This is a genomic window from Synechococcus sp. MU1648 (genome assembly GCF_023630615.1).
Taxonomy (GTDB): Bacteria; Cyanobacteriota; Cyanobacteriia; order PCC-6307; family Cyanobiaceae; genus Parasynechococcus.
Genome location: NZ_JAKUHI010000001.1, coordinates 341023 through 356567 on the forward strand (window position 1 = coordinate 341023; position 15545 = coordinate 356567).

Below are 15545 nucleotides of genomic sequence, written 5' to 3' on the forward strand. Positions count from 1 at the left end.
AGCGGGGTCCGGTCCATGTCCCATCTCTCCATCCTGCCGACTGTCTTTACCGATCTCGAGCGACTTGTGCGGGCCCTGCGTGATGAGGGCTTCAGTGTTGAGCGAACGACCGAATTGCAGGGTTTTGCTGACGATTCCCACACCGTTGATGTGCTTGCTGTTCATGGAGATGCCATGCCCCTCGGCTGGACCCAGCGTGAGGACGGCACGATCGTGATGCATGGCGACATTCAACGGATCAGCCGCCAGCCTGGGCTTGAACAGCGGTTGCAGCGGGTGACGCGTCGCTATGCCCTGCTTCATGCCATGGACCAGGTGCGTTTCGGTGCGATGGGATCGGCCGACCTGATCGTGCAGTCCCTCTGACGTGCCAGATCCGGTTCAGATCAGGCTCGATCTGAGCCATCCCGAAACGCAGACCATCGGTGTGTCCATCCAATGGACACCCCAGACGAGGCGCCAGACCTTTCAGCTGCCGGTGTGGACCCCGGGGTCCTACACGGTGCGCGATCACGCTCAGCACCTCCACAGCCTGGAGCTGCTCGCCAACAGCGAAGAGCTCGCGGTGCGTCGTTTGGCACCCCACCAGTGGCTGTGTGATCTTCCTGATCTGAGCCCGCTCACGCTCAACTATCAGCTTGAAGCATGGGATCTGACCGTCCGCACTGGGTTGCTGGACCCTGATTTTGCCTCGCTCTGCCTCGCCGCTGTGGCGATGGATATCGATGGCTTCCGCTGGTCGCCCCACCGCGTTGCGGTGAAGGCTCCGGAGCACTGGAGTGTGCATCTGCCGCTTGAAACCAGTCCTGAGGGGTGGATCGCTGCGGATTTCGATGCCCTCGTCGACAGCCCGCTCCATGCCGGTCCCTTTCAGGCGGAACCCTTCACGGTGCAGGCCTGCAGCCATGAGTTGCTGTTAATCGGCACTCCGCCCATGGGTTGGCCGCCGAACTTCCTCAGCGACATCGAGCGCGTTTGCAGCGCAACCTGTCGATTGATGGGAACTCCTCCTCCGGCTGGGGATCGCTATCAGTTGGTTCTTCAACTGCTCGACCAGGGCTATGGCGGCCTCGAGCACGATCACAGTGCCGTGTTGCAGTTCAGTTGGTCAGCCTTGGCCAAGCCCAAGGGCTACCGGCAGCTGTTGCAGTTGATCGGCCACGAATACCTGCACCAATGGAACGTGCGCCGGCTGCGACCTGTTGAGCTTCGTCCCTACGACTACGGACAGGCGGTGATCACTGAGGGCCTTTGGTTTGCCGAGGGGATCACCAGTTACTACGACCTGAGCCTGCCCCTGCTGGCGGGGCGTTCGGATCGACCGACCCTGCTCAAGGATCTGGGGGAGGAGCTCTCCAGCGTGTTGATGTCACCTGGTTGCTCCGTTCAATCGCTGGCAGCCAGTGCCCGTGAGGCTTGGATCAAGCTGTACAAGGCCACGCCAGCGTCGCGGGATACCCAGATCAGCTACTACCGATTGGGTGCCGCGGTGGCCTTCTGCCTGGATGTGCGTCTACGGCAGCGTGGTCAATCCATGGCGGCCATCCTGCGGGAACTGTGGTTGAGGCTTGGCCGTCAGGCTCGCGGTTACAGCCGCCACGACATCAAAGCCGCCTTGGCCCAATGGGATGCCGACCTGGCGGCCGATCTGGATCAATGGCTTGATCAACCTGAGGCTCTTCCCTTGATCGATTGCGTGGAGGCTCTTGGGCTGCGGATGGATCCAGTTCCGCTCAAGCATCCCGACCATGGACTCACGCTCAAGGATGGAGACGGTGCCGCCTTAATTCAGCGGGTGCGGCGCCAGAGTCCCGGCCAACGGGCTGGGCTTGTGGTGGGCGATGAGTTGCTTGCGATCAATGGCTATCGGGTGCGTCGCGGCAGCGATCTCCCGTCTCTGTTGGAGCAGCAGGACTGCGTGAGCGTCACCTACGCGCGACGCAGTCTCTTGAAGGAGACCCAGTTGTTTCCTGACAAAGGTGTGGACCATTGGTCGTTGGATTGGGATCCTGGGTGCACAACGGAACAACGGCAATTGCGGGATCGATGGTTCGAGATCGTTTAAGTCGTTATTGGAGCGGTCTTCGGAGTCGCGTTCAGGAGCATCGTGGTCTCTCGATTACTGCAGCAGCAGCAGGGTCGTTGGCGCTGGGCCTGGTGGGCTGGGTGTTGGTGGATCAAGGTGGGCTGTCTCATGCAGGGGTTCGCCCGTCCCTGATGGAGCTGCTCGACCAGGTGGGGAGGGAACGCGGTCGCCAATTGGAAGAGAACCCCTCCTCCTCGGTGCCTTTACCGCCGAAGTCGCGCTCGTGGCGCTCTCCATTGGCTCGCCAATGCTCTGATGTCGATACCGCGCTGCGGTCCCGTCTGAACCAGCTCGATGCCCGGTCGAGCTCCTGGCGTGCATTCGTGAAGATCGATCCCTCCAATTTCGGTGAGCGCTACGACCAAGACGCGTTCGGTCGTCGGATTGATGCCACTCCCAGGGTGGTGGTGCTGCACGAGACGGTGTATTCACTCGGTTCCGCCTTGAACACCTTCATGACTCCCCACCCGCGGGATGAGGATCAGGTGAGCTATCACACGCTTGTGGGGCAGGACGGGCGTGTTCTGGATCTGGTGGACCCGTTAAGTCGCGCCTATGGCGCCGGTTTTTCAGCTTTTCTGGGTGAGTGGGCGATCACCAATAAGAAGCTCAAGGGCTCTGTGAACAACTTCGCGTTGCACCTAAGCCTGGAAACACCGCCGTCGGGGGCGAACGCCAATGGCACCCATGCCGGCTACACGACCCAGCAATACGACGCGTTGGCTTTGGTGTTGTCGGGTTGGATCCGTTCTTTCAATCTCCCTCCAGCGGCGATCACGACCCATCGCCATGTGGATCTGGGCGGAGAACGGGGTGATCCGCGCAGTTTTGACTGGTCGAAACTTCAGGTGCGGCTGGCGGCTCTTGGCGACCTCTGCGTGACCTGAAGCGTCGTTAGCTTCTTGCTTGCTGTTAGCGCCGCGTTGACAACACTCCCCAGCGAGGACCTCGATCGGGTCATTGAAATGGCCTGGGAAGATCGCACCCCCTTCGAGGCGATTGAATATCAATTCGGACTCTCCGAGCCGCAGGTGATTGCTGTGATGCGGCAACACATGAAATCGTCGTCGTTCAAGCTCTGGCGCAAGCGGGTGAGCGGCCGCCAAACCAAACATGCCGCCACCAGCCGATCAGAGCGTTTTCGGGCCAGTTGTCACAAGTAATCAGCACTGCCTCATTTCACCGCAGGACGCCTCGCAGGATCCCCTCGACAAGGTCAGCCGGGATGACGCCCGGCGAGAAGTTTGAGCCTGAGTTACGGAGGTTCGGGCCTGAGAACAGCGCTGTAGCCACCGGCCGCATCACTCCCGCAAGAGGGACCCGGTCAGATCTGGATTGGGGAGGAATCGTAAAGGCCCTCACGCAGCCATAGAAATCCCTGGCTTCTTTGCACTGGTCAGCCACCTCGGGGGCTACCTGAGCGATTGCTGCTGTTGGGAGAAGCAAGCCAAAAGCAAGTGGTAAGAACAGTTTTTTCATCGATCTGCCGTACTGGATCGATGAAAAAACAGAAACGGGGCTTTCACATCCCCCAAATGGGTGATGGTCGTCGCATCTTTTTCTCCCCTTACTTAGGGATTGGCGGACTCAGGGATTGGATTGGGGCTCATCCACAGCCAAGTTCTTCCCGTGAATGGCCTCTAAACCGTGATGTCGGGGTTGGGTTGGCGGCCGCCGTAAATCAACCCGTGCAGCTCAGCATCTTGCATGTAGCCCAGCACGCGAGAGGGGTAATCCAGCTTTCCGTTGTGGAGATAAGTGAGGGTGGCGATCGCCTTGGCATCCAGATACGAGCGACTCGCTTGCAGCATCAAGCTCTCCGGCAGGCCAAGGGCCAGCTTCAGCCGTTGGAACTTCGCTGCCAAAAAAGTGATGTTCATCTCGGGGTCCAGCAGCTGTTTGCGGGCCCAGGTGATCTCCTCCTGCGTCGGATTCGCAGGCAGTCGCTTTTGATGGATGAGTTCCGAAACTCCGATCTGGGCCGGTCCATGGGTCTTCACCAGACCGGAATGGGCGATGAACGGGAGGCTCTCCCCCGGTTTGGAATGCTGGATCTCGTCGAACAGCACCGCTGTGATCAGCATCGGGTTGACACGATGCGTCTTCGATTCGCGCAGGATGACCGGTTTCAGCTCGCGCAGGCGATCCAACGTTTGCGAGCGCAGCGGTTTGAGCTGATCCACGCTGTTGGTGAACAGCTGGGCAAGCTGTGTCTGGGGGCCATGCACACCGAAGCGCCGTTGCAGCAGCTTCAGTTCTTCCGGTGAAAAGTCTGTTGGCTCGAGTCTGTCCCCGACAACCACAGGCACCTGATTCTCGCGATCAGTGACGGGTTGTACCCACTGTCCGATCAAGCAAAAGCTTGCTGCTGTCGCCAGAAGCGCAGTCGTTAATCGCAGTGACTCAGCCATGGGGGCTGGAAAACCGGTCAGTGGAAGGTGACATGAAACTAACTGTGGTGTCCTTTTGCGTGGGCATCCCGTCAGATCCTGGATACGTTCAGCAAGACTGCATCGCCCGCCCGGCATGAGCTTCCCGGATTTCAGCGCTTCCGACGCTCAGATTCAATGGCAGCGTTTCTGTGATCTCAGCTGGTACCACGATGATCTTGGGGTCTGGTTGGACATCAGCCGAATGCACGTCAACGCCGCAGACCTGCAGCAGTTGCAGCCGCGGATGGACAAGGCCTTCACCGCGATGCAGGAGTTGGAAGCCGGAGCGATCGCCAATCCGGATGAACAGCGTCAGGTGGGTCACTACTGGCTGCGCACTCCCGAACTTGCTCCAAGCTCAGAGCTGCAGAAGCACATCTCCCGGGAAATCGAGTTGATCGCCGCCTTCGGGCGCGATGTGATCAACGGAACGATCAAGGCCCCCAACGGTGAAGCCTTCACCGATGTGCTCTGGATCGGCATTGGCGGCAGCGGTCTGGGTCCGGCATTGATGATTCGAGCTCTGCAGAACCCCGGTCAGGGACTTCCCTTCCACTTCTTCGACAACGTTGACCCCAATGGGATGAGCAACGTCCTGGCGGGTCTTGATGGTCGCTTGGATCGCACGCTGGTGGTGACTGTGAGTAAGTCGGGAGGAACCCCCGAACCGCATATCGGCTTGGAGCAGGCCCGCCATCGGCTTGAAGCGGATGGAGGCCAGTGGGCTGGTCAGGCTGTCGCTGTGACGATGCTGAACAGCAAGTTGGATCAGCAAGCTCAGTCCGAGGCTTGGCTCAAACGATTCGACATGTTCGATTGGGTCGGTGGCCGCACCAGCATCACCAGTGCCGTTGGCCTGCTGCCTGGGGCCCTGATCGGTTGCGACACCCGCGACTTTCTCGCTGGTGCCTCTCAGATGGATGCCGCCACCCGCGAGGCGGATCTGCGTCGGAATCCGGCTGCCTTGATGGCGGCCTCCTGGTTTGTCGCCGGCGGCGGTCGGGGTCAGCGCGACATGGTCGTTCTGCCTTATCGCGATCGCCTGGAGGTGTTCAGCCGTTACCTCCAGCAGCTGGTGATGGAATCCCTGGGCAAGCGCCTCGATCGCAACGGTGAGGTGGTGCACCAGGGCATTGCTGTTTACGGCAACAAGGGCTCCACCGATCAGCACGCCTACGTGCAACAACTTCGTGATGGTGTCGACAACTTCTTCGCCACCTTCATCGAGGTTCTGGAGGATGTCAGCGACATCCCCGTGATTGGTGGCGAATGCCCCGGCGACTTCCTTGACGGATTCCTACAGGGCACCCGCTCAGCCCTCACTGAGGGTGGGCGCCAGAGCATGACGATCAGCATGCGGTGTTTTGATGCCCGGCGCCTTGGTTCCTTGATTGCCTTGTTCGAGCGCGCCGTTGGCCTGTACGGCGAACTCGTCAACATCAATGCCTACCACCAGCCCGGCGTTGAGGCAGGCAAAAAAGCAGCGGCGGCGATTCTCGACCTGCAAGGCCGTGTGGAAGCGATCTTGGCCGACGGTGTGGCCCGTTCCGCCGACGAGATCCGCCTGGTCCTAGGGGATGGCACCGATGAATCCATTTTCTGGATCCTGCGTCATCTCACCAGCAACAAGCGGGGTTTCAATGCTCAGGGGGACTGGGGCAAACCAGCTTCCATGCGGTTCAGCAAGAGTTGATTGCGCCTGGTATCAGGGCACCAGGTTCACCAGTTTCCCGGGAACCACAATCACCCGCCGGGGTGCGGCGCCCTCCAACCATTTTTCGGCAACTTCACTGGCTAGGGCGAGCCGTTCTAACTCTTGCTTGTCGGCAGAAGCGGGAACCTGAATCTTGCCCCGCACCTTGCCCTTCACCTGGATCACCAGTTCAACACTGTCTTGAATAAGAGCCGACGGATCGAGGGCTGGCCAGGTTTGGCGATGAACACTTCCGATTCCACCGAGGCGGCTCCAGAACTCTTCTGCTAAGTGCGGTGCAAAGGGGGCTAAGAGGCGAACCAGGCCGGAGAGGGCCTCCTGCAACACAGAATCACTCAGGGCGTCGACGCCTGTTGCGCTGATGGCATTGGAGAGCTTCATCAGCTCGGAGATCGCCGTATTCAGCTGAATCTCATCGCTGAGATCTTCGCTGACGGCTTCGATGGCGAGATGCAGGGCACGACGCACGGCGCTGTCGGCTTCATGAAGCGAATCCGACCGTTGCATCGGCTCCATGGAATCGATGCGTGCGGCACCCGCCTCAACAAGCCTCCACAGCCGTTGCAGGAAACGGAACTGACCTTCCACATCGGCGTCATCCCACTCCAGATCCTTCTCTGGAGGTGCCTTGAACAGGATGAACATGCGGGCCGTATCAGCGCCGTAGCGATCGATTACGGCTGCAGGGTCGACGCCGTTGTATTTCGACTTCGACATTTTCTCGAACAACACCTCCAACTTGTCGTTGGTGTTGGGGTCGCGGGGATCCTCTGGATCCGCCACATCCGCAGGAGCGATGTACTTGCCGGTTGTCGCATTTCTGTAGGTGATTGCCTGAACCATCCCTTGGGTAAGGAGGCGTTCAAAGGGCTCATTGATGTCAATCAGGCCGCGATCCTTGAGCGCCTTAGTGAAGAAACGGGCATAGAGCAGGTGCAGGATCGCGTGCTCGATCCCACCCACGTACTGCTTCACCGGCAACCAGCGGTTCACCGCCTCCTTGGTGAAGGGCTTTTCGGTGTTGTGGGGATCCGCAAAACGGAGGAAATACCAGGAGGAACACATGAAGGTGTCCATGGTGTCGGTCTCGCGCTTGGCGGGCTTGCCACAGTTGGGGCAGGGCACGTTGACCCAATCGCTCTGCTGACTCAGGGGCGAGCCACCCTTCCCAGAAAGATCAATGCCCCGGGGCAGTTCCACCGGTAGCTCGTCTCGGGGCACAGGAACAGAACCGCAGTCATCGCAGTGAATAACAGGAATCGGACAGCCCCAGTAGCGCTGGCGGGAGATCAGCCAGTCGCGTAATCGATAGGTGACCTTGCTGCGGGCCCAACCCTGTTCCGCTCCATGGCTGGTGATGGACGTCTTGGCCTCGGCTGATGCTGTGCCATCGAAGGATCCTGAATTGATCAGTGTTCCGGGATCCGTCCAAGCCTGCCCAGCGGCGATCGCCTCCGCAGCCCCCTCGGCATCGATCACCTGCTGAATCGGCAGATCATTCGATTGGGCAAAGGCGATGTCACGTTGGTCGTGGGCCGGCACGCCCATGACGGCCCCGGTGCCGTATTCGGCGAGCACGTAGTCGGCGATCCAGACCGGAAGAACAGCTCCCGTCAGGGGGTTGACGACACGACTGCCGATGGGCACACCCCGCTTGGGTCGGTCATCGCTGGTGCGTTCGATCGTGCTGAGCCGAGCCACTTCTTTTTTGAAGGCTTCGACCGTCGCCGTCTGCTCAGCGCTTGTCAGGTCGTCGACTTGCTCGTTTTCCGGAGCCAGCACCACGTAGCTCGCCCCGGCGAGGGTGTCGGGCCGGGTGGTGAACACGGTGATCGTCTGGTCCTGGGCCCCTTCAACGCAGAAGGTGATTTCCGCGCCTTCGGAGCGGCCAATCCAGTTGGCCTGCATGGTGCGTACCCGTTCCGGCCAGCCCTGGAGCGCGTCAAGGCCGTTAAGAAGCGGTTCGGCGTAGTCGGTGATGCGTAGGAACCATTGGTTCAGCTGGCGTTGTTCCACCAGGGCCCCGGAGCGCCAGGAGCGGCCGTCGCCATCCACCTGCTCATTGGCCAGAACGGTCTGATCGACGGGGTCCCAGTTGACGGTGGCATTTTTGCGATAGGCCAGGCCCCCTTCGAGCAGCTCAAGAAACAGCCATTGGGTCCAGCGGTAGTAGTCGCTGTGGCAGGTCGCCTGTTCGCGGCTCCAGTCAATCGATAAGCCAAGACGATCCAGTTGCGCCCGCATCTGATCAATGTTGCGGTCGGTCCAGTCCCCAGGATCGACATTCCTCTCGATCGCGGCATTTTCCGCGGGGAGTCCGAAGGCATCCCAGCCCATGGGATGCAATACAGAGTGTCCGCGCATGCGCTGAACACGGGCGATCACATCGGTGATGACGTAATTCCGCACATGGCCCATGTGCAAGCTTCCCGATGGGTACGGGAACATCGACAGGGCAAAGAAGCCAGGTTTGTCACTGTTCTCGTCGGTGGCATCCACCTCATCGGTTTTCCAGCTGTCCTGCCAGCGCTGTTCAAGCGCTACGGGGTCGTAACGATCGTTCTGCGTACTGGCGTCGACGGCAGGGTTGGCAGCGTTCACGGAACCAGCGCTCGGCAAGGTTGCGATCGTGCCACATGCCTGGTGTTCAGCCGAGGGAGCGGATCACAGTGATCTGGCGTCGATTGATCAGCACGGGCCGGCTGGCTGCCATGCGTTCAATGGCCAGAAATTCAGGGTCTTGCCAGATCAGACGCCCCTCGATGGGCTCCTGACCAACCAGCCCGATGCTGAGCGGCAGCTGTTCACGAATCCAGCTCTGCAGCAGCCGAACCCCCGGAAGACTTGGATCAAGTGGAGCTGTCTCCATAGGATTCAGGGGCGATACCGGCCACGCATGCTGCAGTTCAGCAAATATCAGGGACTTGGCAACGACTTCCTGATTGTGGAAGGCCGTCAGGGACAACTGCCCGATGCCATCAGTGATCCCAATCCCGCCTGGGTGCGCCATATCTGCGATCGGCGTTTCGGTATTGGCGCGGATGGCCTGATCCTGGCGCTTCCACCTCAGGCCGAGGGTGAACTGCGCATGCGGATCATCAATGCCGATGGAAGTGAGGCCGAGATGTGCGGCAACGGCATTCGTTGCCTGGCGCGTTATCTAGCCGATACCGATGGAGATGCGCCAGGACGAAGTTGGGACATCGAAACCCTCGCGGGAATGATTCGCCCTGAACTCATGGCGGACCGCCAGTTGCGGGTGGATATGGGGCCTCCGTTCCTCACGCCGGAAGGCATCCCCACAACACTGATGCCGGAGGACGGTCTGCCCCAGGGGGTGCTGCTGTTAGAGGGAGAACAGCTAAGGGTGGCGGCCGTTGGCATGGGCAATCCCCATGTGGTGGTGCCCGTCGACGACCTCACCAGCATTCCCTTTGATGCCTGGGGGGCTGCCCTGGAGGTGCATCCGGCCTTCCCGGCCAAGACCAACGTTCATTTCCTCCAGGTTCACAGCCGTGAGCGTCTGGAGATCCGGGTCTGGGAGCGGGGTGCAGGTCCGACCCTGGCCTGCGGCACCGGAGCCTGCGCCACCCTCGTGGCGGCATTGTTGTTGGGCCTCGCCGATGACTGTGCCGAGGTTCTACTTCCCGGCGGTCCGCTGATGATCGAATGGCGTGATCGCACCGGATCCGTGCTGATGACGGGACCCGCCGAAGCTGTGTTTGACGGGGTGCTGACGCCAGAGTTGGTTCCTGGTCCGTCTGCCGTGGCTCCCCAGGTCAGTCCCGTTAACCAGGTCAACACCAATTCCTCACCCGCCAAAGAGGTGACGCCTGCAGCGAGTCCAGAGGACGAAGCGGCCGCCCTGGAGCAGGTGCAGAACTTTCTGAACTCCACCTCTCTCGATTCGATGCTCAATCTCGCCAGTGAGTCACTGGAGCAACGCACCAAGGCGCGGTTCGAGCGTGACACGCCCTGAGCTGTATCTCGATGCTGCCGCCACGACACCGCCGCTGCCGGAGGTGATCGCAGTCATGCAGCAGCTCCAGCAGTCGGCCTGGGCAAACCCCAGCAGTCTCCATGGAGCAGGGCTGGCAGCTGCGGAGGCCCTCGAACGGGCCCGCTGGCGTATGGCTGAGCGTTTTGGTGTCGGCGCGGATCAGTTGATCGTCACCTCGGGGGCGACAGAGTCCGTCCATCTCGCCCTTCTTGGCAGTGCCGCGGGTCTTGTTCCAGGCCGTGTGGTGATCTCTGCAGTGGAGCATCCAGCGGTGATCGCTGCGGCTTACCAACTCGAGGCCCAGGGGTGGAGCGTTGCTGAATGGCCTGTCGATGGGCAGGGGGTGGTGCGACTGGACCAACTCGATCAGCTGTTGTCTGCTCCGACGCGGTTGGTGTCCCTTACCGCTGCCCAGGGTGAGGTGGGTGCGCTTCAACCTCTGATCGAGGTTGCCCAGGCCTGCCGCGAGCGCGGCATCGTGATCCACAGCGATGCCACCCAACTCGTACCGCAGGGCTGTTTCCCGTTCGAGCGGCTCGGGGTCGACTTGCTGACCCTCTCCGCCCACAAGTTCCGTGGTCCCCGCGGCGTGGGCCTGTTGATTCGCGCCCCAGGTGTTGCCCTCTCAACGCTCCAGGGCGGTGGTGGACAGGAGCATGGCCTGCGCTCCGGTACTGAACCCGTCGCTCTTGTCAGCGGTATGGCAGAAGCTCTGAAGGTGCTTCCAAGCTTTGACCCCGTTACGCATCCCGTACCCCCTGGCAGCGCAGTGCAGATCCGCCGCCAACGCGATCAACTGCTTGAGCGCCTACTGGAGCTTCCCCAGCTCCGGCTTTGCGGCCCCCCGCTGTCAGGCCGTCTGCCGCACCACATTGCGCTGCTGGTGAAGTCGACCGATGGCATGCCTCTGCCGGGTCGCGACCTCGTGCGGCGGCTTGCAGCGGCGGGAGTGGCCTGCAGCAGTGGCAGCGCCTGCAGCAGTGGAAGCAGCTCAGACAGTGTCGTTCTCACGGCCATGGGGATTCCCGAGCCTGAACGGCAGTCAGGGCTGCGCCTGACCCTTGGCCCATGGCTCTCTGATCAGGACCTCGACGCTGTTCCAGGCCGTTTTGAATCCGTATTGAGGGCTTTTCCCTGACATGCTTTGGCGATGACTCAATCCGACGCCCCCTGTCTCAACCTCCCCGCGGATCTGCTTGCAGCCGAGGAGGCCATGTTGCAAGCCGCCCTGGCAGCGGTGGGTTCTGGCGACGGCCAACGCTGGGCAGCAAGCCTGCGGTTTGAGGGGTTGCGACTGCTGCCGGTGGCGGTGCGTCTGGCCCGTGCACTCATCGCTACCGGTCAACAGCTGGTGATGGTCTGGCCCGACGCCGGCGCTGCAGCCCTGGCGCGGCGTGATGCGGAGGATCTCAAAGACGTGATCCTCGACTTCAATCAGCTGAAACGCTCGGACAGCACAACTCCCGATACGCGCCTGCTCCTCGCGGTGAATCCTTCGCCCGCTGATTACGAGGAGTTCCAGGCCTTGTGCGAAAACCATGCCGGAGTGATCCTGATGCTGAATGGACGTCTTGAAGACGCCGCTGTCGGGATCGGAAGCGTGGCCCGGGAGCGCCGCAAGGGTTTCGTGGCCAGTTGGCAACAGGCCTATTGGCTCCAGCCGTTGGATGGAGGAGCGTTGATGCGCTGCTTCCCCGATGACTGGCGTCTCTATCGTCAGGATCCCGATGGTTACCGGCAATTGGAGGTGCTTCCCGAACGTCCGGACCCTGACACCACCGCAGCTCTGCTGGCTGGGGAAGATCCTGACAGCATCAAGCAACAGCTCTCCGGTGTTGATCGCTTCCTTGATGGTCTTCGCAATTGAGATGCGGTTGGCTTGATCCAGGATCAGACACTCTTTAAGGTTCGTGCCCAAGCTCCCCTTCGATGGTGCTCAACAGGCTGCGATCCTTTTCTCCCATCGATGCAGTGGCAGCTGTTGTCGCCCTGGCATCTCTGGGTGGAGTGATCTGGTCCCCCAAGCTCTCTAATGCAGTCGCGAAAGCGACTGGTGCCGTGAAGCCTGTGCAGGTCAGCGTGGATGTGCGTCATCTGTACAGCGCCAATCCTGAGCAACTGCTGAATTCAGCCCGGGAAGAAGCGGCGCTCAACATCGTGATACGGAACCAACCAGCTGGCCGTGTGACTTTGGTTTCGGTGGATGACCTCACCAATTCCCTGACGGCAGTTCAGCCCGATGGTTCGGTGGTTGTTGCTGATGCCCCCAGCACCGCCCTCCCCCGACACGCTCGTTTTGTGATGGAGGCCAATGCGGAGATCAAACCTTCAGGTGTTGTGATCGGCGGGACCAAGCTCAAGGTGGGTGTCCCCGTTGAGCTTGAAGGACGTCTCTACCGCTTAAACGGTGTCGTCAGTGGAGTGACGCCTCTGTGATGCGCTCTGCTCTATTCACGCTGCTTTTGCTGGCGCCCCAGTTGCCTCTGAGGGCAGCAACTCCGTTGCTGGCACCACCACCGGTGGTTCAACGCCAAGGCCAGGCGTTGCTCACCGGTGGAGCGCTTTGTCCCGCATTGCAATCGGCCCTGGAAACCGCTGTAGGTCCGGAAAAGCGGGTGTGGAGCGTCAGCGTTGTGGATCAACGCGGCCAGTTGCTGGCTGATCTGAACGGGGGGGTTCCCCGTGTTCCAGCATCCAATCAAAAACTGGTCAGCACGGCCTTTGCTCTGGATCGCCTCGGTCCCGACTTCAGGCTGAAAACGCAGTTGTTGCGTCATGCCGATGGGACGCTTGAAATTGTTGGGGAAGGGGATCCCGACCTCAGCATTGCGGAGATCCAGAAGTTCGCCATGGTGGCGCTCGGCCAGGGCGGCTCTCGCACCCCGACCAGCCTTTCAACAGTGCCTGTGCAGTTGATGGTGCGAGAGGAACCGCGGCAGCGCTGGTGGCCCGCCGACTGGGACCCGGCGGATCGCTCCTATGCCTATGGCGCTCCGATCACCCGCCTCGCTCTCACCAGCAATGCACTGCATATGGCGGTGATGGATCCAGCGGCACGGTTGCAGCGGATTCTGAATTCCACCATCCGTCAGCAGGGGGGGCAGATCCGTCTTCAGATGGTTGACCAGCAGACCCGAGAAGCGGTAACTGCGCGGAGTGATGAAGCGAGTGTGGTGCTGCACAGCGAGGATTCAGCGCCGATGCATGCTCTGCTCAGCCTTGCCAACACGGAGAGCCATAACTTCACCGCCGAGGTACTGATGCGCGAAGCCGCAGACGCTTGGGACGTGAATCGTGCGGCCCTGACTACCACCCGTTGGATGCAGGCGCAGGGACTTCCCATGACGGGTCTGCGGGTGAGGGATGGAAGTGGACTCTCCAGGGGCAACCGTCTCACCAGTCGTTCACTCTCCGTTCTGCTGTGGCGCATGGCGCAACATCCCCTAGGGGCCTACTACCAGGCGTCGATGGCGATCGCCGGGCAGAGGGGAACGCTGCGCAACTACTTCCGGGGTACGTCGCTCCAAGGGCGTTTTTGGGGCAAAACAGGAACCCTGACCGGTGTTCGCTCGATTTCGGGAATTCTTGAAACCGCTGATGGGCCCCGATACGTGAGCATGATCTCCAACGGGGCCTATGCACCCAACAGCGTGATGGTTCAAATCCTTCTGGCAAGCCAGCGGGTCAGCCGTTGCCCCTCATGGAACGCAGGCGGGACGCTGCACGGTGTGCGCGACTAATCGGCACGGTCTTGGAATCCTCGCCACCGTTGGCCGCAGGGGTGGCTGAACGGATTGTCTGAATCTTGGATAGCTCCTGACGGCCGGCCATAACCACCTGGGCCATTTCTTTCAAACGCACTTCCAGCTCACCCAGCGTCTGTTCCGCGTAACGGTTAGCGCCATCCTGAACACCGGCAGCCTCCTGACGGCTGCGCTGGATCAGCGATTCGCACTGCTGCTGGGTCTGCTGGCGGAACTGAAGCGCATCGTTGTGGATCCGCTCGGCTTCGTCGCGGCCTTCCTTCTGAAGGCGAAGGGCTTCACGGCGGATGGTTTCAAGGTCCTGCAGTGCTTGTTGGCGGGTGTTCTCGTGTTGCTCAAGGTGTTGACGCTTGAGCTCGGCAATCTCTTTCTCCATCGACTGAAGCTGAAGCTGGGCCTGCTGGCGGTTCGCTTCATGCTGATCTGCGTGTTGCCGCTTGAGCTCAACAGCGTTTTTCTCAATCTGCTGGATTTGTTTCTGGGCCTGTTGGCGGCTCGCTTCGTGTTGTTCGGCGTGCTGACGCTTCAGTTCAATCGCCTCTTGATCCAGCTGCTGGCGACGCTCCAGGGCCTCCTGCTCCAGCTGCTGACGGCGGGCAGAGAACTGTTGCTCCATCTGTGCCAGCTTGCTTTGCATCTCCTGTTCGAGCTTGGCGCCCTGCTGACGCGTCGTTTGAAGCAGTTGCTCACACTGCTGGCGGGTCTGATCACGCATCTCATTCACCTGCCGCTCCGCTTCCTGGCGGATGGCGGCATTGTTCACCAGCTGTTCCCGTTGGCGCTGGGCCTGATCAACGATCTCCTCTGCGCTCTTGCGGGCGGTGTTGATGAACTCGTCGCGCCGATCAATCAGCTTGGCGGCACGCTCAAGATCTGTTGGCAGTCCTTCCCGTACGGCATCGAGAAGCTCCACGGCATCTGTTTCATTCACCAGACGTCCGCCGGTGAAAGGGAGTCGACTGCCTTCCAGAACAACTTCCTCCAACTGGTCGAGTTGATCGAGAACGGTGAACCGGACGTCGTTCATCTCAGCTGGTTGGGAAAGCCGAATTAAAGAGCCTGTTGAGGTCCTTCGCCACCTCTGGCGGCACCATGTGGTCGATGGATCCGCCAAAGCGGGCCACTTCCTTCACCACGGAGCTGCTGAGGAAGCTGTGCCGAGCAGTCGTGGCCATGAACACGGTCTCCAGATCCTCCGCTAACGACCGGTTGGTGTGGGCGATCTGTAGCTCATATTCGAAGTCACTCATCGCTCGCAGGCCCCGCAGGATTAAGTCGGCGCGATGGGTGACAGCGCAGTTCACCGTGAGGCCATCGAAACTGATCACCTCAACGCCAGACAAATGGCGCGTCGATGTGCGGATCTGTTCGATTCGTTCTTCGATCGTGAAGGCAGGTCGCTTGCTCGGATTGCTCAGCACGGCAACGACCACTTCTCCAAAGAGACTTACCGCCCGCTCAATCACGTCCATATGACCGTTGGTGAGGGGGTCGAAACTGCCTGGGTAAAGCGCCCGCATCGGGAATCAGCGATGGGCGGATCCTATGC

15 protein-coding genes are annotated in these 15545 nt (G+C 60.6%); 10 read left to right on the forward strand and 5 right to left on the reverse strand.

Going from position 1 to position 15545, the window contains the following annotated elements; genetic code table 11:
- The first annotated feature begins 15 nt into the window (after window positions 1-15).
- From NCN06_RS02155 to NCN06_RS02170, 4 genes are read left to right on the forward strand one after another with little or no spacing between them, the layout of a single operon-like run.
- Window positions 16-366, forward strand: coding sequence for a DUF1257 domain-containing protein (locus NCN06_RS02155; protein ID WP_226407235.1), 351 nt, complete (start codon window positions 16-18; stop codon window positions 364-366).
- Between the two features lies 1 nt (window position 367).
- Entirely contained in the window at window positions 368-2065 is a 1698-nt protein-coding gene (locus NCN06_RS02160) for a M61 family metallopeptidase (protein WP_226397610.1), read from the forward strand.
- Window positions 2047-2973 carry an N-acetylmuramoyl-L-alanine amidase gene (locus NCN06_RS02165; RefSeq protein ID WP_226397611.1) on the forward strand — a complete coding sequence of 309 codons (927 nt, stop codon included), beginning with the start codon at window positions 2047-2049 and terminating at the stop codon, window positions 2971-2973. Before NCN06_RS02160 ends, NCN06_RS02165 begins: the two co-directional genes overlap by 19 nt.
- Window positions 2974-3009: 36 nt before the next feature.
- Entirely contained in the window at window positions 3010-3249 is a 240-nt protein-coding gene (locus NCN06_RS02170) for a TIGR03643 family protein (protein WP_226397612.1), read from the forward strand.
- A gap of 477 nt (window positions 3250-3726) precedes the next feature.
- Here NCN06_RS02170 and NCN06_RS02175 read toward each other — a convergent pair whose 3' ends face one another.
- On the reverse strand, window positions 3727-4497 hold the full coding sequence (locus tag NCN06_RS02175) for a helicase DnaB (protein WP_226397613.1): 771 nt from the start codon (window positions 4495-4497) through the stop codon (window positions 3727-3729).
- A gap of 115 nt (window positions 4498-4612) precedes the next feature.
- On the opposite strand from NCN06_RS02175, the gene NCN06_RS02180 reads away from it, so the two are divergent.
- Window positions 4613-6211 carry a glucose-6-phosphate isomerase gene (locus NCN06_RS02180; protein ID WP_226397614.1) on the forward strand — a complete coding sequence of 533 codons (1599 nt, stop codon included), beginning with the start codon at window positions 4613-4615 and terminating at the stop codon, window positions 6209-6211.
- A gap of 12 nt (window positions 6212-6223) precedes the next feature.
- Here NCN06_RS02180 and leuS read toward each other — a convergent pair whose 3' ends face one another.
- On the reverse strand, window positions 6224-8833 hold the full coding sequence (gene leuS / locus NCN06_RS02185) for a leucine--tRNA ligase (protein ID WP_226397615.1): 2610 nt from the start codon (window positions 8831-8833) through the stop codon (window positions 6224-6226).
- A 46-nt stretch (window positions 8834-8879) separates the two neighbouring features.
- Window positions 8880-9101: an Hfq-related RNA-binding protein gene (locus tag NCN06_RS02190; protein ID WP_115022083.1), complete on the reverse strand. Its 222-nt coding sequence runs from the start codon at window positions 9099-9101 to the stop codon at window positions 8880-8882.
- Window positions 9102-9128: 27 nt separating this feature from the next.
- Here NCN06_RS02190 and dapF point away from each other — a divergent pair, with 27 nt between their 5' ends.
- From dapF to dacB, 5 genes are all read left to right on the forward strand, one after another.
- The gene (dapF, locus tag NCN06_RS02195) at window positions 9129-10211 is read left to right on the forward strand and encodes a diaminopimelate epimerase (protein ID WP_226397616.1); all 1083 of its coding nucleotides are present in this window, start codon (window positions 9129-9131) and stop codon (window positions 10209-10211) included.
- Window positions 10198-11370: a cysteine desulfurase family protein gene (locus NCN06_RS02200; RefSeq protein ID WP_250398614.1), complete on the forward strand. Its 1173-nt coding sequence runs from the start codon at window positions 10198-10200 to the stop codon at window positions 11368-11370. Before dapF ends, NCN06_RS02200 begins: the two co-directional genes overlap by 14 nt.
- 12 nt (window positions 11371-11382) lie before the next feature.
- A complete protein-coding gene (locus tag NCN06_RS02205) occupies window positions 11383-12099 on the forward strand; it encodes a DUF1995 family protein (RefSeq protein ID WP_226397618.1) in 717 nt (238 codons plus the stop codon).
- Window positions 12100-12161: 62 nt separating this feature from the next.
- Window positions 12162-12668 carry a DUF4330 domain-containing protein gene (locus NCN06_RS02210; RefSeq protein WP_250398615.1) on the forward strand — a complete coding sequence of 169 codons (507 nt, stop codon included), beginning with the start codon at window positions 12162-12164 and terminating at the stop codon, window positions 12666-12668.
- Window positions 12668-13972 (forward strand): D-alanyl-D-alanine carboxypeptidase/D-alanyl-D-alanine endopeptidase, encoded by a 1305-nt coding sequence (gene dacB / locus NCN06_RS02215; RefSeq protein WP_226397619.1) that lies wholly within the window; start codon window positions 12668-12670, stop codon window positions 13970-13972. Before NCN06_RS02210 ends, dacB begins: the two co-directional genes overlap by 1 nt.
- On the opposite strand, the gene NCN06_RS02220 is transcribed toward dacB, so the two are convergent.
- Together NCN06_RS02220 and coaD are read right to left on the reverse strand one after the other, a co-directional pair.
- Window positions 13917-15023 carry a coiled-coil domain-containing protein gene (locus NCN06_RS02220; RefSeq protein ID WP_115023051.1) on the reverse strand — a complete coding sequence of 369 codons (1107 nt, stop codon included), beginning with the start codon at window positions 15021-15023 and terminating at the stop codon, window positions 13917-13919. The genes dacB and NCN06_RS02220 overlap by 56 nt on opposite strands.
- A gap of 1 nt (window position 15024) precedes the next feature.
- Window positions 15025-15516: a pantetheine-phosphate adenylyltransferase gene (coaD, locus tag NCN06_RS02225; protein WP_226397620.1), complete on the reverse strand. Its 492-nt coding sequence runs from the start codon at window positions 15514-15516 to the stop codon at window positions 15025-15027.
- Window positions 15517-15545: the final 29 nt, after the last annotated feature.